Origin of the sequence: Roseomonas elaeocarpi, from assembly GCF_042433915.1 — a bacterium.
Lineage (GTDB): Bacteria > Pseudomonadota > Alphaproteobacteria > Acetobacterales > Acetobacteraceae > Roseomonas > Roseomonas elaeocarpi.
The window spans coordinates 129,718-151,815 of record NZ_JBHLUN010000017.1 but is presented as its reverse complement, the minus strand read 5'-3'; the positions used below and the strand labels follow the sequence as shown (position 1 = coordinate 151,815).

The following is a 22,098-nucleotide window of genomic DNA, read 5'->3' as shown; positions in this document are numbered from 1 at the left end:
GCGGGGCAGACCGCAGCGGGGCAGACCCCGGCTGGGCAGGCCATGACGGGCGCCGGGGCGCGGGAAGCCTTTCTCGGCTGGCTCGCCACCGAACGGCGCGCCAGCCCGCATACGCTTGCCGCCTACGGGCGCGACCTCGCGGACTTCCTGGGCTTCCTCACGAATCACCTCGGGGGAGAGCCCGATCTCGCGGCCCTGGGGCGCCTGCGGACCGCGGACCTGCGCGGCTTCCTGGCCCATCGCGCGGCGGCCGGTGTCGGCAACAGCACCCGTGCCCGGCAGCTCGCGGCGGTTCGCAGCTTCCTGGGCTGGCTGGGCCGCCAGCACGGCGTGCCGGTCACGGGGCTGACGGGCCTGCGCGGCCCTCGGCCGCGGCCGCCGGTGCCGCGGGCGCTGACCGTCGAACAGGCCCGCGACGTCGCGGGTGGCATCGGCGGCAACCAGGACGACGCGGCGCTGGCAGCGCGCGACGTGGCGCTGTTCACCCTGCTCTACGGCTGCGGCTTGCGCATCTCCGAGGCGCTGTCGCTCGACATCCGGGACGTGCCGCGCGCGGGCCAGGCGCTGCGGGTGCGCGGCAAGGGCGGCAAGGAGCGGCTGGTGCCGATGCTGCCGGTGGTGGCGGAAGCGTTATTGGCCTCGCTGCGCCACCGGCCCGGTGCCCCGGGCACGGCGCCGCTCTTCCTGGGTGCCAAGGGGGAGCGCCTCAACGATGCGGTGGCCCGCAAGGTGATCCAGAACTACCGGCGCCTGGCCAACCTGCCGGAGCACGCCACGCCGCACGCCATGCGGCACTCCTTCGCGACGCATCTGCTGGGCGGCGGGGCCGATCTGCGCGTGATCCAGGAACTCCTGGGTCACAGCAGCCTGTCCACGACGCAGCGCTACGCCGCGGTGGACGCCAAGGGGCTGCTGGACACCTGGAAGCGGGCCCATCCGCGGGCCGGGGCGCCCGCGGCGGATGAGGCATGAGGCCGGACTCCGCGAAGCACCAGCCTTGAGGAGCGCCGTTCTTCCGGCCTTTCCTCCTTGCCGCCGGGAATTGCCCTCCTGGCCCCCGAGCAGGATTTCCGTCACCGTCGGGGCACGACGGTGACCGCCGGTTCCAGGCTCGACCGCCTCCGCAGGCAGGCACGCGCCGCGACCCTGTTTGCCCCACTGAGCCTGCCCGAGGCCGTGCAGCGGCTGGGCTTCGTGCAGGCGGATCCCATCCGTGCCCCTGCCCGCGCGCAGGACCTCATTCTCCGGCACCGCGTGCGGGGATACCGCGCCGGGGACCTGGAACGCCGCTTCGCACGCCTCGGGCTGGAGGAGGACTTCCTTTACGCCTACGGCTTCATGCCCGCCGCGACCCGACAGCTGCTCCATCCCCGCATGGACCCTTTGGGGGTGGAAGGCCGTCATGCTCCGACGGGCCTCGCGCTCGAGGTGCTGGACTTCGTGCGTGCACGGGGCCCGACCCATCCCGCGGAGCTGGAAAAGCGCTTCGGCCGGGAACGTGCCGTCAACGGCTGGGGCGGCTTCTCCAAGGCCACCACGCGGGCCCTGGAAAACCTTCACCATTACGGGCTGCTGCGCGTGGCCCGTCGCCGCGAAGGTATCCGGGTTTACGAGTGCGCCTCGCCGATAGCGGCCGTGGCCGGACATGGCGACCGGGCCGCGCGCGCCGTGATGCTGGTGGCCCGCATCCTGGCACCGGTTTCCCTGCCCAGCCTCCGAGGCGCGCTGGCGCTGATGTCGCGCCGCAACCCCGGCCTCGGGCCTCTCGCACCGGTTGTCGCCACCGCGCTGGGAAGCGGGGAGCTGCTGCGCGAGGAGATCGACGGCGAAAGCTACGTCTGGCCCGCCGGCGAGACGGCAGGGCACGGCGAGGCGAGCGCGCGCGATGTCCGCCTGCTGGCGCCCTTCGATCCCCTGGTCTGGGACCGGCGCCGCTTCGAGCACCTTTGGGGCTGGGCCTACCGCTTCGAGGCCTATACGCCACCGGCACGCCGGCAGCTCGGCTACTACGCCCTGCCGATGCTCTGGGGGGATGCGGTGATCGGCTGGGCCAACCTCGCCCTCACCCGCGGAAGCCTCGAGGTGGAGCTGGGCTATGCCCAGGCGGCCCCACGCAGCCAGGCGTTCCGCCGCGCGCTCGACGCCGAGCTGACGCGGATGGAGCGCTTTCTCCGGCACAGGGGCACGCCTTCGCTGGCAGCCGACGCCTGAGCGCGGCAACGGCGCGGGCGGCAGCAACGTCGCGGATCGTGCCGGGGCGGGAGGGCGCCGATCATTCCCGACATACAGCCCGCGACGGCGACGGTGCCGCACCCCGCGGGAAGCACCATGGGCCGCGTGGTGGAGCCCCGAACCGGCGCGGGTGAAAACTATCGGACCGCGACAGGGTCCGCCTTCAGTCCGGACCCTGTTCCCCGGCCCGGGGCACGCGGATCGCGCCACTTTCCTGCCAGGCCCGGAGCTCCGCCTCCGAAGCATCCAGCACGTTTCGGAGAACCTCCTCCGTGTTCTCCCCCAGCAGGGGCGGGGCGCGATCCTGCTGCAGCGGCGTGCGCGAGAAGCGCAAGGGGCTGGCCACGCTCGGCACCTTGCCCAGCAGCGGGTGTTCCAGCGCGCGCACCATGCTGCGCGCCTGGACCTGCGGGTCGGCAAAGGCGGCGGCGAGGCCGTTCACCGGACCGCAAGGCACGCCCAGCGGCTCCAGGATGCGCAGCCACTCGGCGGTCGGCCGTTCGCGCAGCATCTCGGTCAGCAGCGGCACCAGCAGGGCGCGGTTGCGCACGCGGTCGGCATTGGTGCGGAAGCGCTCATCCACGCCGAGCTCCGCCCGGCCGCCCGCGGTGACGAGGCGCCGGTACTGCTCGTCATTGCCCACCGCCACCACCATGTCGCCGTCGGCCGTGGGAAAGGACTGGTAGGGCACGATGCTGGGATGGGCGTTGCCCAGCCGCCGCGGCTCGCGGCCCGACACCAGAAAGCTCGAGGCCTGATTGGCCAGCGTCGCCACCTGCACGTCGAACAGGGCGAGGTCGATCCACTGCCCTTCGCCGCTGCGCGCGCGCTCGTGCAGCGCGGCCAGCACGGCGGTGACGGCGTAGAGACCGGTCAAGAGGTCGGTGATGGCGACGCCGACCTTCATCGGCTCGCCCTCCGGGTCGCCGGTCACGCTCATCAGCCCGCCCATGGCCTGAAGCAGGAAGTCGTAGCCCGACCTTGCGCGGTACGGCCCGGTCTGCCCGAAGCCGGTGATCGAGCAGTAGATCAGCCGCGGGTTCACCGCGCGCAGGCTCTCGTAGTCCAGCCCATACTTGCGCAGCCCGTCGACCTTGTAGTTCTCGAGGAGGATGTCGCACTCACCCGCGAGGCGCCGGATGATCGCCTGGCCCTCGGGGCTGGCGAACTCCACCGCGACGGAGCGCTTGCCGCGGTTGGCGGCCAGGAAGTAGGCGCTGGCCGAGGCCCCGCCCTCCCCCTCGTGATAGGGCGGTCCCCAGCCGCGGGTGTCGTCGCCGGCGCCGGGGCGCTCGACCTTGATCACCTCGGCGCCCAGGTCGGCCAGGGTCTGGCTGGCCCAGGGGCCGGCCAGGATGCGGCTCAGGTCGAGGACGCGGATGCCCTCCAGCGGCGCGGCCATATCCGTGCCCGTCAGAAGGCGTTCAGCCCGGTCTGGGCACGGCCCAGGATCAGCGCGTGGACGTCGTGCGTCCCCTCATAGGTGTTCACCGCCTCCAAGTTCACCATGTGGCGGATCACATGGTACTCGTCGGCAATGCCGTTGCCGCCGTGCATGTCGCGGGCGGCGCGCGCGATCTCCAGCGCCTTGCCGCAGGAGTTCCGCTTGATCAGCGAGATCATCTCCGGCGCCGCGCGGTGCTCGTCGAACAGCCTCCCCACGCGCAGCGCCGCTTGGAGCCCCAGCGTGATCTCGGTCTGCATATCCGCGAGTTTCTTCTGGATCAGCTGCGTCTGCGCCAACGGTCGCCCGAACATCTTGCGCTCCAGCGTGTAGCTTCGCGCGGCGTGCCAGCAGAACTCGGCCGCGCCCAGCGCCCCCCAGGCGATGCCGTAGCGCGCGCGGTTGAGGCAGGCGAAGGGCCCGGCCAGGGACTTCACGCCGGGCAGGCGGTTCTCCTCCGGCACGAAGACCTCTTCCATCATGATCATGCCGGTGGTGGACGCGCGCAGCGACATCTTGCCCTCGATCTTGGGCGCGCTCAGCCCCTTCATCCCCTTCTCCAGGATTAAGCCGCGCAGGATCCCTTCATCGTCCTTGGCCCAGACCACGAAGACGTCGGCGATTGGCGAGTTGGTGATCCAGGTCTTGGACCCCGACACGAGGTAGCCGCCATCGACCTTCTTCGCCCGCGTGCGCATCGAGGACGGGTCGGACCCCGCATCCGGCTCGGTCAGGCCGAAGCAGCCGACCCATTCGCCGCTGCGCAGCTTGGGCAGGAACTTCTCGCGCTGCGCCTCGGAGCCGAAGGCGTGGATCGGAAACATCACCAGCGACGACTGCACCGAGAAGGCGGAGCGGTAGCCGCTGTCCACCCGCTCCACCTCGCGCGCGATCAGGCCATAAGACACGTAGCCGACGCCGGCGCAGCCGTAGCCCTCCAGCGTGGCACCCAGGAAGCCCTGCTCGCCGAACTCGTTCATGATCTCGCGGTCGAAGCGCTCGTGCCGGTTGGCCTCCAGGATGCGGGGCATCAGCCGGTCCTGGCAGAAGGCCTGGGCGGCGTCGCGCACCATCCGCTCCTCCTCCCCTAGCTGGTCCTCCAGCAGCAGGGCGTCGTCCCACTGGAAGCTGGCGCGCGGCGTGCCGGGCTTGGCGCCGAGGTCGGCGCCGGCCGTGGCTTCGGGGCGGGCCTCGGGCGGCAGGGTGGCGCTGCTCGCGGCGTGCGACGTGTGGTTCATTCCCGGGCGTCCCTCGTACTTGTTCCGCGCTTCCCCGTACCGTCGACCGCCTCGCGGCACTGCGGGCGCGAAGCGGTTCCGGCCCGCCGGGAAGCCTGGCCATGACCATCTTGGGACAAATTCCCGGCCAGGGCGACAGGCGGGGCCTCGGCCATCACGCCGGCCCCCGGTATCAACGGCTGCCCGCCTCCGCGTCCACCGGCCCGGCGGCGGCCGCCAAGACCAGCGCCGGCCTCAGGCCGCGGCGGCGACGCCGCCGGCGCGCTGCGTGGCCGGCGTGACGGTGCCCGACAGGTTGTAGGCCGTGTTCACCAGCGCGATGTGCGAGAAGGCTTGCGGGAAATTGCCCAGCATGCGCCCGGCGGCCGCGTCGTATTCTTCCGACAACAGGCCGACATCGTTGCACAGCCCGCGCAGCCGCTCGAACATCCGCTCCGCCTCGGCCCGGCGCCCCTGGAGGATCCAGGCATCGGCGAGCCAGAAGGAGCAGGCGAGGAAGCTCCCCTCCCCCTTCGGCAAACCGTCCTCGCCACCGCTGGTGTCGTAGCGCAGCACCAACCCCCCGGGCCCGACCAGCCGCTGTTCCACCGCGCGGATCGTGCCGGCGATGCGCGGATCATCCGCCGGCAGGAAGCCCACGGCAGGCAGCAGCAGCAGGCTCGCGTCCAGTTGCGTGGAACCGTAGGACTGCACGAAGCTGTTCAGCGCCGCGTCGAAGCCTTGCTGGCAGACCTGGGCGTGGATCTCGTCGCGCAGCTGCCGCCAGTGCGCCACCGGGCCGGGCAGGCCGAACTCCTCGGCCGAGCGCACGGTGCGGTCCACGGCGACCCAGCACATCACCTTGGAATGCACGAAGTGCCGCGGCGGCCCGCGCATCTCCCAGATCCCCTGATCCGGCTCCCGCCAGGCCTGTTCCAAGTGGCGCATCGCGACGACCTGCAGGCCCCAGGCGTGCTCGTCCTCCGGCAGGCCGCTCACCCGCGCCTGGTACAGCGCATCCATCACCTCGCCCGAAACGTCGAGCTGGCGCTGCTCGTGCGCGGCGTTGCCGACCCGCACGGGGGCGGAGTTCTCGTAGCCGCTCAGCCAGGGCACCTCCCATTCCTGCAGGCGGCGCTCGCCGGCCAGGCCGTACATGATCTGCGCCTGGGCCGGGTTTCCCGCGATCGCCCGCAGCAGCCAGTTGCGCCAGGCCCCCGCTTCCTCGATGTAGCCACCATGCAGCAGCGCCAGCAGGGTCAGCGTGGCGTCGCGCAGCCAGCAGGCGCGGTAGTCCCAGTTGCGTGGGCCACCGATCCATTCCGGCAGCGAGGTGGTGGGCGCCGCCACGATCCCCCCGGTCGGCGCGTAGGTCAGGGCCTTGAGCGTCAGCAGGGAGCGCTGCACCGTGTCCGACCAGCCATCCGCGACGCCGCAGCGGCCGGACCAGTCGCGCCAGAACCGCTCCGTCTGCGCGGTCAGCTCCGCCGGCTCCGGGGCGGGCGGTGCCGGCAGGTGGGAGGGCGTGTAGCACAGCACGAACACCGCTTCCTCGCCGGCCCGCAGGGTGAAGTCGCCCTCGGTGTGGAGGTTATGGCTTTGCAGCGGCACGGCGGTGCGCAGCAGCACCATGTCCGGCCCCGCCACGGCGCGCAGGCCGCCGTCGGGCAGCTGGCTGACCCAGGGAATGCTGGCGCCCATGCCGAAGCGCAGCACGAATTCGGTGTGCATCGCGACCTGCCCCGCCTCGCAGCGCACCTGCCGCAGCAGGGTCGGGCAGGCGGCCCCCACGGGCATCAGGTCCGTCACCACCACGACGCCCCCCGTTTGGGAACCACCGGAGCCGGGCTCGCCATCCCCTGCCGGCACGGTCCAGCGGGTTTCCAGGATCATGCTGCCGTCGCGGTAGCGTCGCTCCGCGGTGGCCGCGGCGGAGCGGGGCGCCAGCAGCCAGCGGCCGTTCTCACGGCTGCCCAGCAGCGCCGCGAAGCAGGCGTCGGCGTCGAACTTCGGCCAGCACAGCCAGTCGACCGAGCCGTCGCGGCCGATCAGGGCGGCGCTGGCGCAGTCGCCGACCAGGGCATAATCCTCGATACGCAGGGCCATCGGGCCGGATCCTCCGCTTCAACCTCATGCTGCCGCGTCATCGGGCCCTGCTCCAGGCCCGGCAGCGGTGTCACGCAGGGAACGCGCCGACGCAGGCCAAGGTCGACGGACCGGATCAGGCCAGGCCCAGAAAGCGGTACAGCCACAGCGCCGGGGGCCAGGCCGCCGCGACGGCCTCGTGGCGCAGCAGCAGCACCGCGACCAGGCCGGCCACCACGCCCAGCGACGCGATCCAGCCCAGCAGGAGAGCGGGTCGGGTCCGCCGCGGCTCCAGCCGGTCCCGGCGCGGGCCCGCGACCGGCGGCAGCAGCCGCACCTCCTCACCGGCGGCCCCGTCCGGCGCGGCGGGCGTCCCGGGATCGGCCACGGCCGTCCCGGCCTCCGGCACCGCAAGGTCGGGGGCCGTGAGATCGGGCGCCGCGAGGTCTGGTGTCCCTGGGCCGGTTTCCTGGGCGGGTGTCCCCTGGCCGGGCACCACGGGGTCCGGCACCAGCGGGACCGGTGCTTCCGTTTCCTCCGGCCTGGCCCCGGCGGGCGGCGGCAGCGGCGCCCATCGCGCGCCGCAACGGGCGCAGCGAACGGTCCGCCCCGCCGACAGGCCGGAGGAGAGCATCATCTCCGGCACCTCGTAGGCGGCCTCACAACGGGGACAGATGATACGCATGCGACTCCTCGACGACCCATCCTAGCCTCACGCGCCGCCCCGTGGCACACCCCGCCCCATGGTGCGCTTCAGCGACGCAGGCCTGCGCTACCCCGATCCCGCCGGCGGAGAAGGACAGGTGGCGCTGCACGGCCTGCGCTTCTTTCTTCCCCCCGGCTCCTTCACCTGGCTGACCGGCGCCTCGGGCGCCGGCAAGACCACGCTGCTGCGGCTGATGCAATGCGCGCTGCGCCCCAGCGAGGGCGAGATCGAGGTGCTGGGCGTTCGGCTGTCGCGCGCGCGCCGCTCCGCCCTGCCGCCGCTGCGCCGGCGCATCGGCGCGGTGTTCCAGGATTACCGCCTGCTGCCCTACCTGAACGCCTTCGACAACGTGGCCCTGCCGCTGCGCCTGGCCGGGCGGCTGGAATCCTCGCTGCGCGCCGACGTGACCGAGATCCTGCGCTGGGTCGGCCTCGCCAGCCGCGCCGACGCGCTGCCGCAGCAGCTCTCGGGCGGCGAGCAGCAGCGCGTGGCCATCGCCCGCGCCGTGGTGGCCAGGCCGGAACTGCTGGTGGCCGATGAGCCCACCGGCAACCTCGACCCGCGGCAGGCGCACCGCACCCTGGCCTTGCTCACCGAGATGAACCGCCTCGGCACCACCGTGGTGATCGCCACCCACTCGCAGGAACTGGTGGACGCCTTTCCGGCGCCGGTGATGCGCCTGTCGCACGGCCGTCTCGTGAGCTTCGAGGGGCACGACCCCGGCGAGGTGGAGGCCTACGGCGCCGAAACCAGCCCGCCGGCACCGGGCAGCAAGAACGAAACCGAACCGGACGACGAGGCCGACCCCGACGAGGAGGATGAGCGGAATGGCTGAGCGCCGCCGCCGCTCCCGCGACCCGCTCGGCCTGCGCCGGGCGCTGTCGAGCCGCCTCCTGCCCGGTCTGGTCGCGGCCATGTCGCTGCTGGCGGCCCTGGCCCTGGCCGGGGCGCACGGCGCTGCCGCCCTGGCCGAGCGCTGGCAGCAGGGCGCCGCCGCCGCCGTCACTGCGCAGGTTCCCGACCCGACGCCCGAGCGCATGGACGCCGCGCTCGCGGTGCTGCGCGCCTCACCCTCGGTTGCCACGGCGGAACCGGTGGACCCCGCGCGCCTGGGGGCGCTGCTGCGCCCCTGGCTGGGGGAAACGCCGGCCCTGTCGCTGCCGGGCGTGATCGAGGTGCATCTGCGCGACCTGGGCGGCGACCTGCCGGCGCTGGCGGACTCGCTGCGCGCCCGGGTGAGCAACGCCGAGCTCGAGTCGCACGGCCTCTGGGTCGCCCGCCTCGCCGCCCTGGCGCGCAGCGTGCAGGGGATCGCGGTGGCGGCGCTGGCGCTGGTGGCGGCGGTGTCGGCCGCGGTGGTGGCGGTGGCCACCCGCGCCGGCCTCGCCGCGCGGCGCGAGGCGATCGGCATCCTCCACGACCTCGGCGCCACGCACGGCGCCATCGCCGGGCGTTTCGCGGCACGGGTCGGCGGCCTGGCCGCGGCCGGCGCCGTGCTGGGGGCGATCGTGGCGATGCCCGCGCTGCTGGCGCTGGCGCAGCTGGCGGCGCCCTTCGCGGGCGGCCGCGCCGAGGGCATCCCCTGGGACAGCCTGCCCTGGGGGGGGCTGCTGATGCTGCCGCCCTTTGCCGGGCTGATCGGCTGGTTCACCGCCCAGGCGACCGTCCGACGCTGGCTGCGCCGCCTGCCCTGATGCGCCGCGTCTCGATGCTGCGGAACTCGCTTCGCCGTAGCGTGACCCTGCTGACCCTGGCCGCCCTGCTGGTGCTGGGCGCGGGCTATGCCTGGTACCTCGACGCCAGCGGCCGGCCGCGCCCGGCCGCCACGCCTGAAACCATGGGAATCGCGGTGCTGACGGGCGGGCCCGACCGTGTGGAAACCGGGTTGCGCCTCGCCGCCCAGCACCGCGCAGCGCGGCTGATCATCTCGGGCGCCGGCGCCTCCACCGACCTCGCCGCCCTGACGCGCGAGGCCGGGATGGAGCCCTTCGCCTTTCTCGGCCGCACCACCGTCGGGCGCGACGCGCGCTCCACCCGCGGCAACGCGCGCGAGGTCGCGGCCTGGGCGCTGGCGGGCGACATCCGCAGCATCACCGTGGTGACCGCGGGCTTCCACATGCCGCGCGCCCTGCTGGAGCTGCGCCGCGCCCTGCCGGTCGCCGAACTCGTGCCCTACGCGGTGGAGCCGCACCGGGCGCGGCTGCCGGCGATGCTGCGCGAATACTTCAAGCTGGTGGGCGCCTGGATGGGGCTTTCGGCCTATGGCAGCACTGAGCCGGCGCCGCTGGACGAGGAAGGCCCCGCGATCCAGCCGCCCGAGGACGGGGACGACACCCCCGCCGTGCCGGGGATGGAGGGCGCCTCCGGTGCCGGCGCTCCGGCCCCGCCGGCCGTGCCCGGCACGCTGCCCGCCCCGACGTCGTCCATGCCGCCGCCGTCCACGCCGGCGTCTTCTATTCTGGCGCCGTCCACTCCGGTGCCATCCACTCCGGCATCGTCTGCCCCGACGTCGTCCACACCGGCAGCGTCCGCTCCGGCATCACCCACCCCAGCCTCGCCCGCCCTGGCACCATCCGCCCCGGCGCTGTCCGCCCCCCTTTCGGAGCCTTCCCGGTGATCGCCCTGCGCTCGGCCGTGTTCAACGCCATCTTCCTGTTCGCCATGGCGGTGTTTCCCTGGGTGGGCCTGCTGCTGCCGCGCCGCCTGGTGCGCCCTTTCGTCGCCGGCTGGGCACGCTGGATCATCCGCTGCATGGCGGTGATCTGCGGCATGCGGCTGCGGGTCACAGGGATGGAGAACCTGCCGCAGGGGCCCGCGATCCTGGCTTCCAAGCACCAGTCCGCCTTCGACACCTTTGTCTGGCTCACCCTGCTGCCACACCCGGTCTACATCATGAAGCAGGAACTGCTGCGCCTGCCGGGCTGGGGGGCGCTGGCGCGTCGCTTCGGCTCGGTCGGGGTGGACCGTGCCGGCGGGGGTGCGGCGCTGAAGTCCATGGTGCGGCAGTCCCGCGAATTCGCCGAGCGCGACGGCGCGCAGCTGGTGATCTTTCCCGAGGGCACCCGCACCGCGCCCGGCGAGCGCGTCACCTGGCAGCCCGGGGTCGCGGCGCTGGCGAGTGCCACCGGCCTGCCCGTGGTGCCGGTCGCCACCGACAGCGGCCTGCTGTGGGGCCGCCGGGCCTTCAGCAAGCGTCCCGGCACGATCACCCTGGCGATCCTGCCGCCCCTGCCCGCCGGCCTGCCGCGCGCCACGCTGATGCAGCGCCTGGAGAACGAGGTCGAGGAGGCATCCGCCCGGCTTATCCGGGGCCGCGCAACCCCCTGTGGATAATTTGGTGGAAGAGCTGCGGCCCGATTTTGCCGCCTTGTGCAAAGACTACGCGTCAAGGGCTTGCCAAAGCTGGATTCCGAACTTTCCGCCCGTGAACCTGATTCGTTCTACAGCCAACAAGAACAATGACTTAACCAGGGTTCAGGCGGTTATCCCGACCCGTGTGTGAGTAACTGCCCTGCGAAGCGGCGGAAGCTGGGGACGACTCGACCTAGCTTGTGGAAAACTCTGAGGAAAGCTCGCTCAGCCCTCGGTTCCGGCAGGCGGAAGCAGCACCGCCAGCCGCTCCAGCCCCAGGTCCCGCACGCCGCGCGCTCGCAGTTGCGACAGGGTGTTCAGCAGGTAGTCCCGGTTGGACCCCATGCCGCCCGCGGACCCGGCGATGGCCGCCGCCACCGTTTCCGGCGTCAGCACGCCGCAGTAGCTCGCCGCGCGGCGATCCACCACGTAGCTCACCGCCCGCACGTCGCGCCCCTGGTCGAGCAGCCGCACCCGCAACCGCATCTGCCGGTAGGAGCCGCCGGACATTTCCCGCTCCGTCAGGTAGCGCATGACGGGTTCCGCCTGCTCCGCCGCGACCTGCAGCGCCACGCCCCGGCAGGAGCCGCCCCGGTCCAGCCCGAGCACCAGCCCCGGACGCTCCGGCGTGCCGCGATACCGCGTGGAGCGGACGCAGAAGTGCCGGTGGTAGCCCCGCAGCAGCGCTGCGTGCTCGGCTTCGGTGGCGAAGCCCGGCTTCCAGATCAACGAGCCGTAGGCGAAGACGTAGAGCTTGCCGTCCGCGTCCAGCAGTTGGGAAAGCGGCAGGTCGGGGCCGGAAGGGTCAGGGGTCATGCGCGGGATCGAGGGCCGCGCTATAGCGGCGGCCGTGAGCACCGAGAAGATCCCTCTCCCCGCCCGCAGGGCATGGCTGGTCCACCCCGCGCCGGTCACGCGACGCGCGGCCCTCGGGCGCCCGCTGTCCCGATGAGCCGCCCCGTGCGTGTCCTGCGGCCGCTGGTCGCCCTGCTGGTGCTGCTCGCCCTGATGGCCGCCGGGCACGCCTTCCTGTGGCACCTGATGGCCGAGCGGCTCCAAGACGGCTTCGATCAGTGGGCCCAGGCACGGCGCGCGCAGGGCTGGCGGGTGGAGTACGGCGCGCCGCAGCGCGGGGGCTGGCCGCTCTCGGCCACCCTGCGCCTGCCCGATTTCCGACTTCAGGGCGCGGCGCTGGGCCTGCCCGGAGGGATGGAATGGCAGTCCCCGGCCCTGGTGCTGCAGGTGTCGCTGCCCTGGCTGGACGCCCTGCGGATCGAGCCGCGCGGACCGCAGCGGCTGCGGCTCGGCACGCTGGAGCTTCCCTTCGCAGCGGACCGCATCACCGGCCGCCTTCCCCTGCAGAGCGGCGTTCCGCCGCGCGGCGGCGAGCTGGAAGCGGAGCGTCTCCGCCTCGGCCTGCCGTTCCGCCGCGAAGGGCTGGAGATCCGGCACCTGCAGGGCAGCCTCGCCACCCGCAGCACCGCCATCGAGGGCGAGAACGCGGTGACGGTGGGCGCGCGGGCGGAAGACATCACCCTGCCGCCGCCGCAGCCGGGTGAGGTCTGGCCGCTCGGCCCCGCCATCGCCGAGGCGGGGCTGCAGGCGGCGCTGACCGGCCCACTGCCGGGCACCCGCCAGCCCCCGGCCCAGCGCGCCGCGGCGTGGCGCGACGCGGGCGGCGTGCTGGAACTGCGCGACGTCACCCTGCGCTGGGGACAGCTTGCCGCCTCCGCCGCGGCGACCATGGCGCTGGATGAGCAGCTGCAGCCGATGGGCGCCGGCACGCTGCGCCTGTCCGGCGCCGAGGAAGCCGTCGCGGCCATGAGCGCCGCGGGCGTGATCCAGCCCTCCGTCGCGCAGCTGGCGCAGTCGGTGGTGCGGCTGCTGGCCCGCTCGCCCGCCCCGGGCGAGGCGGCGCAGGTCGAACTGCCGGTGACCCTGGAAGACCGGCGCCTGTCGCTGGCGCGCCTTCCCGTGACGCGGCTGCCGCCGCTCGCCTGGCCCACGGGCGCCGATCCGGCCGGCACGCGCCGGCCCTGACGGGCGCGTCCGGAGACAGGCGGGAGAGAGCCGGGACCCTGCCCTGTCACGAAGCGCGGCGCTGAACCCTTGCGGGGCGGCGGGGCCGGGCCCAGGCTTTGTTTCCGCCCGCACATCCGGGAAAGACCGTTCCATGCCCGTCCGCTCCGTCGTCGCCGACGTCACCGATCGTATCATCCGCCGCAGCGCCGAGGGGCGCGCGGCCTACCTGCGCCGCATCGAGGCGGCCGCCACCGCCGGCCCGCGCCGCAGGGGGCTGGGCTGCGCCAACCAGGCGCACGCCTTCGCCGCCTGCCTGCCCGGCGACAAGGCGGAGCTCCTGGGCGGCGATGCCCCGAACCTCGCCATCGTCACCGCCTACAACGACATGCTCTCGGCGCACCAACCCTACGAGCGTTTTCCCGAGCTGATCCGCGAGACCGCGCGCCGCGCCGGCGCCACGGCGCAGGTGGCCGGCGGCGTGCCCGCCATGTGCGACGGCGTGACGCAGGGCGAGGCCGGGATGGAGCTGTCGCTCTTCTCGCGCGACGTGATCGCGCTGGGCACCGCGGTGGCGCTGTCGCACGCGACCTACGACGCGGCGGTGTACCTCGGCATCTGCGACAAGATCGTGCCTGGCCTGGTGATCGGCGCGCTGAGCTTCGGCCATCTGCCCGGCGTCTTCATCCCTGCCGGCCCCATGACCTCGGGCCTGCCCAACGACGAGAAGGCGCGGGTGCGCCAGCTCTTTGCCGAGGGCAAGGTCGGCCGCGACGCGCTGCTGGAGGCCGAAAGCAAGAGCTATCACGGCCCGGGCACCTGCACCTTTTACGGCACCGCCAACACCAACCAGATGCTGATGGAGATCATGGGTCTCCACCTGCCCGGCGCCTCCTTCGTGAACCCGAACACCGGGCTGCGCGACGCGCTGACCACGGAAGCGGTGCGCCGCGCGCTGTCGATCACCGCCAACGGCAATGCCTACACCCCGATCGGCCGCGTGCTGGACGAGCGCGCCTTCGTCAACGGCATCGTGGGCCTCCACGCGACGGGCGGCTCCACCAACCACACGATCCACCTCGTGGCCATGGCGGCCGCGGCCGGCATCAAGCTGAGCTGGGACGACTTCAGCGACCTCGCCGCGGTCACGCCGCTGCTGTGCCGCATCTATCCGAACAGCAAGGCCGACGTGAACCACTTCCACGCCGCCGGCGGCATGGGCTTCCTGATCCGCGAGCTGCTGGACGGCGAGTTGCTGCACGAGGACGTCAACACCGTCTGGGGCAGCGGCCTGCGCGACTACGTGCAGGAACCGGGCGTCGGCCCGGAAGGCGAGCTGGTCTGGCGCGAGGCGGCACGCGAGAGCGGCGACCCGAAGATCCTCGCCGGCATCGCAACCCCCTTCGCGCCGACCGGCGGCCTCAAGGTGCTGGACGGCAACCTGGGCCGCGCCGTCACCAAGATTTCCGCCGTGGCGCCGGAGCGGCACGTGATCGAGGCCCCGGCCCGCGTCTTCCACGACCAGGCCGAGCTCCAGGCCGCCTTCAAGCGCGGCGAGCTCACCGGCGACTTCGTGGCCGTGGTGCGCTTCCAGGGCCCCAAGGCCAACGGCATGCCGGAGCTCCACAAGCTGATGCCGCCGCTGGGCGTGCTGCAGGACCGCGGGCAGCGCGTGGCGCTGGTGACGGACGGCCGCATGTCGGGCGCTTCCGGCAAGGTGCCCTCGGCCATCCACGTCACGCCGGAAGCCGCCGATGGCGGGCCGATCGCCCGCATCCGGGAAGGCGACATGATCCGCCTCGACGCCACCGCTGGCCGGCTGGAGGTGCTGGTGGACGCGGCTGAGTGGGCGGCGCGCGAACCGGCGCAGGACGACATGGCGTCCTCGCAGTTCGGCACGGGGCGCGAGCTGTTCCGCAACTTCCGCGCCGTGGTGGGGTCGGCCGAAGCCGGCGCCGCGGTGTTCTGAACCCGAACCGACGCGAAAGCACCGCTGAATGGCCCGCATCCTCCCCGTTCCCGCCTTCGACGGCGTCGTCTTCGGCGCCACCGGCGACCTGACCATGCGAAAGCTGCTGCCGTCGCTCTACCTGCGCTACCGCGACAGGCAGTTCGGCGACGAGAGCCGCATCATCGCCGCCGCCCGTTCCGAGATGACGGAAGACCAGTACCGCGCCCGCGCCGAGGAAGCGCTGCGCTCCTTCGTGGGAGCGGGGGAGCTCGAGCAGGACACCGTGACGCGCTTCCTCGCGCGCCTCACCTACCTGCGCGTCGACGCCGTGGGCGAGGCGGGCTGGAGCGACCTTGCCTCCCTCCTGGCCGAGCGCCCCGACGTCGTGCGCTCCTTCTACCTCGCGACCTCGCCCGAGCTTTACGGCTCGATCTGCACGCGGCTGCGCGACTGCGGCGCCATCTCGCCCCAGTCGCGCGTGGTGCTGGAAAAGCCGATCGGCCACGACCTCGATTCCGCGCGCGCCATCAACGATGCGGTGGGCGAGGTCTTCGAGGAACGGCAGATCTACCGGATCGACCACTACCTGGGGAAGGAGACGGTGCAGAACCTGCTGGCACTGCGCTTCGCCAACCCGATCTTCGAGCGGCTGTGGAACGCCGACATCATCGACCACGTGCAGATCACCGTGGCCGAGACGGTCGGCGTCGAGGGGCGCGGCGGCTACTACGACAAGTCCGGCGCGCTGCGCGACATGCTGCAGAACCACATGCTTCAGCTGCTGTGTCTGCTGGCGATGGAGCCGCCCGTCACGCTGGATGCCGACGCGGTGCGCGACGAGAAGCTCAAGGTGTTGCGCGCCCTCCAGACGATCCGCCCGCACGAGGTCGCGACGCACACCGTGCGCGGCCAGTACGCGGCGGGTGTCGCGGGCGGCAAGCCGGTGGAAGGCTATCTCACGGACCTCAACACCGGTGAGCGCAGCACCACCGAAACCTTCGTGGCGCTGAAGGCGCAGGTGAATTCCTGGCGCTGGGCCGGCGTGCCCTTCTACCTGCGCACCGGCAAGCGCCTGCCGCGCAAGGTGTCGGAGATCGTGGTGCAGTTCCGCAAGCCGCCCTTCAGCCTCTTCCCCGACGAGGTCACGGGCAGCGAGCCGAACCGGTTGCTGATCCGCCTGCAGCCCGAGGAGGGCATGCGGCTCGAGATCATGACCAAGGAGCCCGGCCCCGGCGGGCTGCACCTGCGCCCCACGCCGCTCGACATCAACTTCGCCGAAACCTTCGGCCGCGGTTTCCCCGACGCCTATGAGCGGCTGCTGATGGACGTGGTGCGCGGCAACGCCACGCTGTTCATGCGGCGCGACGAGGTGGAAGCGGCCTGGAGCTGGGTGTCGCCGCTGCTCGATGCCTGGGCCGAGAAGCCGGAGATGCCCAAGCCCTACGCCGCCGGCAGCTGGGGCCCCACCGCGGCGATCGCGCTGATCGAGCGCGACGGCCGCACCTGGTACGAGTAGGGCCGCGCGAGCCCCGCCACCGGCCTTCGCGGTGGCGGGAGCCTCGTGCTCAGGCGGCGAGCGGCCCGGCCGCGCGGAGGCTGCCGACCTCGATCCCGTTCCAGTTGCGCAGCACGGGTTCGGCCAGGGGACGCAGCGCTTCACGCGCAGCGTCGTCGAGCGGCAGGAGACGCCGCAGCAGCGTGGCCATCACCAGCTCCGCCCCGCGCCCGGCGCCGTCGTCGCACTTGATCGCGATGCCCAGGCCCAGCTCCGGCAGCGCGGCGCAGTGGACGCCCTCCGCCCCCACCTTCACGAAGGCCCGCGCGCCCAGCGCCTCCATGATGCGGGTGTCAGCCCGGCCGCTGCCCGCCACCATGAAAGGATGCGCCGCCACCGCCGCCCGCAGCCGCGCCGCCGCGGCGGCCCGCGCCGTGCCCAACCCTTCGCCGCTGCCGATGCGCGCGAAGCCGCGCGCCATGGCACGCAGCGGGATCGGGTAGGTCGGGATGGAGCAGCCGTCGGTACCGCGATCCTCGGGAGCCAGGGGGGCGCCGGTGACGCTTTCCAGCGCCTCGCGCACCATCTCCTGCACCGGGTGTTCCGCCCGGACGTAGCCGGCGGGGGCGTGCCCGGTGGCGCAGGCGGTGCACAGGAAGCCCGCGTGCTTGCCGGAACAGTTGTTGTGCAGGGCGCTCGGCTCCTCGCCGGCCCGGGCCAGGGCGCGCGCGGCGCCGCTGTTGCTGGGCCAGTGCGTGCCGCATTCGAGGCAGTCCGGCTCCAGCCCCGCCTTGCGGAGCATGGCGGCGGCGGCGGCGACGTGCGCGGGCTCCCCGGAATGGGAGGCGCAGGCCAGCGCCAGTTCCGCCTCCTCCAGCCCGAAGCGGTCGGCCGCCCCGGACTCGATCAGCGGCAGGGCCTGGATCACCTTGACGGCGGAGCGCGGGAACACCGGGCGCCCGATGTCGCCGGCCGACAGCACCACGCCGCCATCCGCATCCACCACCGCGAAGGCGCCGGCATGGCGCGACTCGACGCTGCGTCCGCGAAGGACCTCAATCAGAACAGGATCTTCCATGCGTCGTTCCTGTCACGCATGGACCCGGCTGGCCAGGGGAGGCGCGGGGAATGCGCGGGAAAGCGCCGCATCCGTTCCCGTCCGGACCAGCGCCCCGAGGCCGCTCAGGCCGTCACCGGCGGGCCGGATCGCCCGCCGCGCCCGCGTCCGGCCTCCGCCCCTCCTGTCCCGCCCCTGCCCCGCGCCCCGGCTCAGAGCGCCCGCAGCGAAGGGGCCGGCACCACCGGCAGTGCCGTGCCGGGAACGTCCTCCAGTTCCACCGCTTCCACCCGGCCGCTGGCCCGGACGATCTTCTCGGTGGTGATGTCGATCATCCGCACGTCTTCCTGCATGTCGGAGAAGTGCTTCTTGAGCTTGGTCACCCGGCTGTCGAGCCGCCCGACCTCGGTGACCATGCGCTTGACCTCGTCCTGGATGCGGCGGGCCTCGGCACGGATGCGCACGTCCTGCATCAGCGCACGCATCGTCCCCAGCACAGCCCAGAGCGTGGAAGGAGAGACAATGTACACGCCCTTGCGCGCCGCTTCCTCGACCAGCGCCGTCTGGGTGCTGTGCAACTCGGCATAGATCGCCTCGGACGGCACGAAGAGCAGCGCGCCCTCGGCCGTTTCGCCGGGGATCAGGTACTTCTCGCTGATGTCGGTGACGTGCTTGCGGACATCCGCCGCGAAGGCCTTGGCCGCCGCGTCGCGGGCGGTTCCTTCCGCGTCCCGGTGGGCGAGCCAGCCTTCCAGCGGGAACTTGCTGTCCACCACCACCGGCCCGGGCGGATGCGGCAGGCGGATCAGGCAGTCGGCGCGGTGACGGTTGCTCAGCGTGTGCTGCCAGGAAAACCCGTCCGCCGGCAGCCGGTCCTCCACCAGCCGGCGCAGCTGCACCTCGCCGAAGGCGCCACGGCTCTGCTTGTTGGCCAGGATGCCGGCGAGCGTGGTGACCTGCGCGCCCAGGGCCTCGATGTTGCCGCGCGCCGCGTCGATCACCGCCAGGCGCTCGCCGATGGACTTCGCGGTTTCCTGCGTGGCGGCGAACTGTTCCGAAAGCTGCCGGGTGACGCGCTCGCTCTGGCCGGTGAGCGCGCTGTTGAGCCGCTCATTCTGCGCCGCCACCGCCTCGTTGATGCGCCGCCCCTGCTCGATCAGGCTGTCGGTCATGGTCAGCGTCGCCTGCGCCACCCGCTCGGCCAGGGCGTTCTCCTGCGCCCGGGCGCGCTCGGCCGCCGCCGCCTGGGCTTCGGCCAGCCGCTGGTTCTGGGCGGCCAGGGCGGCCTCGACCTCGCGCGCCTGACGCTCCAGCTGCTCGCCCACGCCGGACTGCAGGGCGCCGAGGCGTTCCACCACCGGCAGCAGCGCCTCGCCATCCAGGCCCACGGGTGGCCGGCGCAGCATCACGAAGAGCAGGGCCGCCGTCCCCGGAAGCACGGCCAGCACCACGAGAAGCCAGGGTTCCAAGGACGATTTCCCGGTCTGTTCTCCGTGGTTCTACAGTTTTCCGTCGCCGGCTGCACAGGCTTTGCCGCCGGCGCTCCCTGCCGGCACGGGCAGCCGCCGCCCGCACCGGCCCCGTGCCTCAGGCGGCCGCGGCCTCCGGCGCGATCATGGCGAGCGCCCGGGTGATCCGTGCCGTGCTGTCCGGGTCCTGGCGGAAGGCGACCGCCAGGACGCCGTCGCGCGCCCCGACCACGCGCGCCGAGACCGGTGCGCCGTCGCCGGGAAGCCCGACCAGGATTTCGTCGCCCTGCTCGCAGGGCCAGGCGCAGCGCAGCGCCACGCCGCCCAGCGAAACGTCGATGATCGACGCCTGCACCGTGCCGCGACGGGCGCAGCGCAGCCCGGCGACGTGGCCACTGCCGGGGATGCGCTCGTAGCGGCGGCGGTCCTTGGCGTTCTGGCTGCGGCGCATGGCATCGAGGAAGTGGTCCACCTCCTCCTGCAGGGTCCGTGACACGTCGGCGACCTCGCCCGCCGTGCCCAGCACCATCTGGCTGGTGGAGCCCGAACGCTCCGCCATCAGCGACACGTCGCGCATGGCGCCGGTGGCCCTGTCGGTGGTGCGGGCCACGTTCTGCACCTGCGCCGCGATCTCGCGGGTGGAAGCGCCCTGCTCTTCCACCGCCACCGCGATCGCCGCCGCGACCTCGCTTACCCGGTCGATGGCCGCGGCCATGCCGCGCACCGTGCCGACCACCTCGCCGGTGCTGTTCTGGATCGCGGTCACCTGGCTGCCGATGCGGCTGGTGGCCTGCGCCGTCTGGGCGGCGAGCTGCTTCACCTCGCCCGCCACCACGGCGAAGCCCTTGCCGGCCTCGCCGGCCCGGGCCGCCTCGATCGTGGCGTTGAGCGCCAGGAGGTTGGTCTGCCCGGCGATGTCGCTGATCAGCCGCACCACCTCGCCGATCTGCGCCGCGGCCTCGCTGAGGCTCTGCACCGTGGTGTCGGCCGATCGGGCCTGTGCCACGGCGTCGTGTGCGGCCTGCGCCGCATGGGCCACCTGGCGCGAGATCTCGCCGACGCTGGCGCTCAGCTCCTCGGTGGCGCCCGCCACGGTGGCCAGGCTTTCGGAGGACAGCGCGGCCTCCTCGGCGGTGGACAGCATGTCGCGCCGCGTGTGCTCGGCGGCATCGGCCATGCCGCCGGCCGCTTCGCGCATCCCGACGGCGGAACTGCCCAGGGTTCGCAGCACGCCCGACACCGAGGTTCCGAAATCCTGCGTCAGCCGGTCCATGGCTTCCTGCCGCCGGTCCTTGGCCCGGCGCTCCTCGGCGACCTGCGCCTCGAGCTGCCGCGACTGCCCCGCGCCGGTGCGCAGCAGTTCCACCGCGCGGCCGATCTCGCCCAGCTGGTCGGTGCGGTCGGCGCAGGGGGCGGGGCGGTCCAGGTGGCCTTCGGCAATGTCGCGCACGGCATGCGCGAGGTCGCTCAGCGGCCGCACGGTGCTGCGCAGGATCTGCCAGCGCGCGAGGCCCACGACGACGACCACCGCCGCACCAACCAGGAGGCTGTGCGTGAGCACCACCCCGCGCAGCAGCCGCAGTTCCTCCACCACCTCCGGCCGCGTCATCCGGGCTTCCTCGAGGGCCAGGAGGTGCAGGGTCCAGGCCTGCACGGCCGCGACCGCCAGCACCACGGCCAGCAGCGAGGCCACCAGCAGGCGCGGGACGATCCCCATTCGGCCCAGGATTTCCCAGGGAGCCTTCCAGGAGGCTTTCCAGGCACGGGGGACGGTGTTCATGAGCGGCTTTCCAGGCGGCGGAGCATGGAAGCTGCGGCAGAAAGGTTAAGGAACCGGTGCGCGGCTCACGGAAACGTCAAGCCGTGACCTCTCCCGCGCGGCGACCGAGGGGCGCGGTTTCCGGCAGCGCCAGCAGCACCAGCAGGAAGGACAGCAGGCCTGCCACGCCCAGCATCGCGAAGGCCGCCCCCGGGCCCAGCCAGCTCGCCACCGCGCCCGCCACCGTGGTGCTCAGCGTGCCGCCGATCCCGACCGCCAGGCCGAACACGCCGATGCACAGGTTGAAGCGATTGGACCCCTGCGTGAGGTCGGCCGCCAGCAGCGGCAGGAGGATGCCCAGCACCGCCGCGCTGATGCCGTCGAGCGCCTGCACCAGCACCAGCACCAGCGGGTCGTCCACCAGCGCCAGCAGCAGGCCACGCAGCGGCAGGGCGCCGAAGCCCAGCAGCAGCGCGATGCGACGCCCCCGCCGCTCCGCCAGGCGGCCCATCCAGGGCGAGATCAACGCCACAACGAACTGCGGCAGGACAATGCAGGCGGCGATGATCAGGTTGGCTTCCTCGCCGGCGTTGCGCGTCACCTCGGCGCCGGCGAGCGGCAGCATGGCCGCGTTGGCCAGGGTGAAGAGGCCGCAGCAGATCGCGAACACCACCACGCCGCGCAGCCGCAACAGGTCCAGCAGCCCGCGCAGGCTGGGCCCCTCGCGGCGTTCCGCCGCGGGCAGGCTGGGGCGCAGGTCCTCACTGCGGATAAACACCAGGGCGACGAGGCTGGGGATGGCTAAGATCGCCGTCAGCCAGAAGACCGAGGCACCGGACAGGTAGGTTCCCGCTGCCCCCAGCGCCGCGGCGGCGAGGCCGTTGCCCACCGCGGCGTAGCGGGCATTGCGCCCCAGCCGCTCCCCCAGGGCCGCCCGGCCCACCAGGGCCAGGCTGATCGCCGCGATGGCGGGCGCCAGGACGCAGCTGGCGACGCCGTGCAGGATTTCCGACGCGATCACCGGCAGGCCGGTGGGCCAGATCGCCAGCAGCAGCGCGCTGGCCGGGATCGCCAGCAGCGCCACCAGCGCCGCCGCGCGCTTGTGCGGGGTGCTGTCCACCATCGCACCGGCAGGCAGCTGGCTCAGCACCGTCGTCAGCGTGCCGATGCTCAGCGCCATGCCCACCTCGAACTCGGTCCAGCCCTGCGCGGTGAGGTAGACCGCCACGAAGGGGCCGAAGCCGGTCTGCATGTCCGCGACGAAGAAGTTCAGCCAGTCGAGGCCGCGCGTGCTGCGCCTGCTTGCCATGCCC

18 protein-coding genes are annotated in these 22,098 nt (G+C 73.0%); 9 read left to right on the top strand and 9 right to left on the bottom strand.

Annotated elements, in window-relative coordinates:
• Positions 1-42: 42 nt before the first annotated feature.
• Together ACFFGY_RS21185 and ACFFGY_RS21180 are read left to right on the top strand one after the other, a co-directional pair.
• Positions 43-972 carry a tyrosine recombinase XerC gene (locus ACFFGY_RS21185; protein WP_377046622.1) on the top strand — a complete coding sequence of 310 codons (930 nt, stop codon included), beginning with the start codon at positions 43-45 and terminating at the stop codon, positions 970-972.
• Positions 973-1,092: 120 nt separating this feature from the next.
• Complete coding sequence (locus ACFFGY_RS21180; protein WP_377046527.1) at positions 1,093-2,211, top strand: DNA glycosylase AlkZ-like family protein; 1,119 nt, start codon at positions 1,093-1,095, stop codon at positions 2,209-2,211.
• A gap of 184 nt (positions 2,212-2,395) precedes the next feature.
• On the opposite strand, the gene ACFFGY_RS21175 is transcribed toward ACFFGY_RS21180, so the two are convergent.
• The 4 genes from ACFFGY_RS21175 to ACFFGY_RS21160 all read right to left on the bottom strand — a co-directional run bounded on the left by ACFFGY_RS21175 (position 2,396) and on the right by ACFFGY_RS21160 (position 7,663).
• Entirely contained in the window at positions 2,396-3,634 is a 1,239-nt protein-coding gene (locus ACFFGY_RS21175) for a CaiB/BaiF CoA transferase family protein (protein ID WP_377046526.1), read from the bottom strand.
• A gap of 11 nt (positions 3,635-3,645) precedes the next feature.
• Positions 3,646-4,914 (bottom strand): acyl-CoA dehydrogenase, encoded by a 1,269-nt coding sequence (locus tag ACFFGY_RS21170; RefSeq protein WP_377046525.1) that lies wholly within the window; start codon positions 4,912-4,914, stop codon positions 3,646-3,648.
• Between the two features lie 234 nt (positions 4,915-5,148).
• Positions 5,149-6,999: a glycoside hydrolase family 15 protein gene (locus ACFFGY_RS21165; RefSeq protein ID WP_377046524.1), complete on the bottom strand. Its 1,851-nt coding sequence runs from the start codon at positions 6,997-6,999 to the stop codon at positions 5,149-5,151.
• A 115-nt stretch (positions 7,000-7,114) separates the two neighbouring features.
• Positions 7,115-7,663 (bottom strand): zinc-ribbon domain-containing protein, encoded by a 549-nt coding sequence (locus tag ACFFGY_RS21160; protein WP_377046523.1) that lies wholly within the window; start codon positions 7,661-7,663, stop codon positions 7,115-7,117.
• Positions 7,664-7,721: 58 nt separating this feature from the next.
• On the opposite strand from ACFFGY_RS21160, the gene ACFFGY_RS21155 reads away from it, so the two are divergent.
• Genes ACFFGY_RS21155 through ACFFGY_RS21140 form a run of 4 tightly spaced genes read left to right on the top strand, consistent with a single transcriptional unit; the run spans position 7,722 to position 11,017 of the window.
• On the top strand, positions 7,722-8,519 hold the full coding sequence (locus tag ACFFGY_RS21155; RefSeq protein ID WP_377046522.1) for a cell division ATP-binding protein FtsE: 798 nt from the start codon (positions 7,722-7,724) through the stop codon (positions 8,517-8,519).
• Positions 8,512-9,378 carry a cell division protein FtsX gene (locus tag ACFFGY_RS21150; RefSeq protein WP_377046521.1) on the top strand — a complete coding sequence of 289 codons (867 nt, stop codon included), beginning with the start codon at positions 8,512-8,514 and terminating at the stop codon, positions 9,376-9,378. Before ACFFGY_RS21155 ends, ACFFGY_RS21150 begins: the two co-directional genes overlap by 8 nt.
• Entirely contained in the window at positions 9,378-10,301 is a 924-nt protein-coding gene (locus ACFFGY_RS21145) for a YdcF family protein (protein WP_377046520.1), read from the top strand. The genes ACFFGY_RS21150 and ACFFGY_RS21145 overlap by 1 nt, the downstream gene beginning before the upstream one ends.
• Positions 10,298-11,017 (top strand): lysophospholipid acyltransferase family protein, encoded by a 720-nt coding sequence (locus ACFFGY_RS21140; RefSeq protein ID WP_377046519.1) that lies wholly within the window; start codon positions 10,298-10,300, stop codon positions 11,015-11,017. Before ACFFGY_RS21145 ends, ACFFGY_RS21140 begins: the two co-directional genes overlap by 4 nt.
• A 243-nt stretch (positions 11,018-11,260) precedes the next feature.
• Here ACFFGY_RS21140 and ACFFGY_RS21135 read toward each other — a convergent pair whose 3' ends face one another.
• Entirely contained in the window at positions 11,261-11,851 is a 591-nt protein-coding gene (locus ACFFGY_RS21135; protein WP_377046518.1) for a gamma-glutamylcyclotransferase, read from the bottom strand.
• Between the two features lie 132 nt (positions 11,852-11,983).
• On the opposite strand from ACFFGY_RS21135, the gene ACFFGY_RS21130 reads away from it, so the two are divergent.
• The 3 genes from ACFFGY_RS21130 to zwf all read left to right on the top strand — a co-directional run bounded on the left by ACFFGY_RS21130 (position 11,984) and on the right by zwf (position 16,521).
• Positions 11,984-13,075, top strand: coding sequence for a DUF2125 domain-containing protein (locus ACFFGY_RS21130; protein WP_377046517.1), 1,092 nt, complete (start codon positions 11,984-11,986; stop codon positions 13,073-13,075).
• Between the two features lie 133 nt (positions 13,076-13,208).
• Positions 13,209-15,023, top strand: a complete 1,815-nt coding sequence (gene edd / locus ACFFGY_RS21125) for a phosphogluconate dehydratase (RefSeq protein WP_377046516.1) — start codon at positions 13,209-13,211, stop codon at positions 15,021-15,023.
• A 28-nt stretch (positions 15,024-15,051) separates the two neighbouring features.
• On the top strand, positions 15,052-16,521 hold the full coding sequence (zwf, locus tag ACFFGY_RS21120) for a glucose-6-phosphate dehydrogenase (protein WP_377046515.1): 1,470 nt from the start codon (positions 15,052-15,054) through the stop codon (positions 16,519-16,521).
• A 49-nt stretch (positions 16,522-16,570) separates the two neighbouring features.
• Here zwf and ACFFGY_RS21115 read toward each other — a convergent pair whose 3' ends face one another.
• The 4 genes from ACFFGY_RS21115 to ACFFGY_RS21100 form a co-directional block, all read right to left on the bottom strand.
• Positions 16,571-17,578 carry an asparaginase gene (locus ACFFGY_RS21115; protein WP_377046514.1) on the bottom strand — a complete coding sequence of 336 codons (1,008 nt, stop codon included), beginning with the start codon at positions 17,576-17,578 and terminating at the stop codon, positions 16,571-16,573.
• Between the two features lie 191 nt (positions 17,579-17,769).
• Positions 17,770-19,026: a DNA recombination protein RmuC gene (locus ACFFGY_RS21110; RefSeq protein ID WP_377046513.1), complete on the bottom strand. Its 1,257-nt coding sequence runs from the start codon at positions 19,024-19,026 to the stop codon at positions 17,770-17,772.
• A gap of 118 nt (positions 19,027-19,144) precedes the next feature.
• On the bottom strand, positions 19,145-20,806 hold the full coding sequence (locus ACFFGY_RS21105) for a methyl-accepting chemotaxis protein (protein WP_377046512.1): 1,662 nt from the start codon (positions 20,804-20,806) through the stop codon (positions 19,145-19,147).
• 76 nt (positions 20,807-20,882) lie between these two features.
• The gene (locus ACFFGY_RS21100; RefSeq protein ID WP_377046511.1) at positions 20,883-22,094 is read right to left on the bottom strand and encodes an MFS transporter; all 1,212 of its coding nucleotides are present in this window, start codon (positions 22,092-22,094) and stop codon (positions 20,883-20,885) included.
• Positions 22,095-22,098 lie beyond the last annotated feature (4 nt).

Bases quoted from the DNA above. Each gene is read 5' to 3' on its own strand.
- ACFFGY_RS21105 (WP_377046512.1), bottom strand. From the start codon at position 20,806: ATGAACACCGTCCCCCGTGCCTGGAAAGCCTCCTGGAAGGCTCCCTGG.
- ACFFGY_RS21160 (WP_377046523.1), bottom strand. From the start codon at position 7,663: ATGCGTATCATCTGTCCCCGTTGTGAGGCCGCCTACGAGGTGCCGGAG.
- ACFFGY_RS21135 (WP_377046518.1), bottom strand. From the start codon at position 11,851: ATGACCCCTGACCCTTCCGGCCCCGACCTGCCGCTTTCCCAACTGCTG.
- edd (WP_377046516.1), top strand. From the start codon at position 13,209: ATGCCCGTCCGCTCCGTCGTCGCCGACGTCACCGATCGTATCATCCGC.
- ACFFGY_RS21130 (WP_377046517.1), top strand. From the start codon at position 11,984: ATGAGCCGCCCCGTGCGTGTCCTGCGGCCGCTGGTCGCCCTGCTGGTG.
- ACFFGY_RS21175 (WP_377046526.1), bottom strand. From the start codon at position 3,634: ATGGCCGCGCCGCTGGAGGGCATCCGCGTCCTCGACCTGAGCCGCATC.
- ACFFGY_RS21150 (WP_377046521.1), top strand. From the start codon at position 8,512: ATGGCTGAGCGCCGCCGCCGCTCCCGCGACCCGCTCGGCCTGCGCCGG.
- ACFFGY_RS21155 (WP_377046522.1), top strand. From the start codon at position 7,722: ATGGTGCGCTTCAGCGACGCAGGCCTGCGCTACCCCGATCCCGCCGGC.
- ACFFGY_RS21165 (WP_377046524.1), bottom strand. From the start codon at position 6,999: ATGGCCCTGCGTATCGAGGATTATGCCCTGGTCGGCGACTGCGCCAGC.
- ACFFGY_RS21145 (WP_377046520.1), top strand. From the start codon at position 9,378: ATGCGCCGCGTCTCGATGCTGCGGAACTCGCTTCGCCGTAGCGTGACC.
- ACFFGY_RS21100 (WP_377046511.1), bottom strand. From the start codon at position 22,094: ATGGCAAGCAGGCGCAGCACGCGCGGCCTCGACTGGCTGAACTTCTTC.
- ACFFGY_RS21170 (WP_377046525.1), bottom strand. From the start codon at position 4,914: ATGAACCACACGTCGCACGCCGCGAGCAGCGCCACCCTGCCGCCCGAG.
- ACFFGY_RS21185 (WP_377046622.1), top strand. From the start codon at position 43: ATGACGGGCGCCGGGGCGCGGGAAGCCTTTCTCGGCTGGCTCGCCACC.
- zwf (WP_377046515.1), top strand. From the start codon at position 15,052: ATGGCCCGCATCCTCCCCGTTCCCGCCTTCGACGGCGTCGTCTTCGGC.
- ACFFGY_RS21115 (WP_377046514.1), bottom strand. From the start codon at position 17,578: ATGGAAGATCCTGTTCTGATTGAGGTCCTTCGCGGACGCAGCGTCGAG.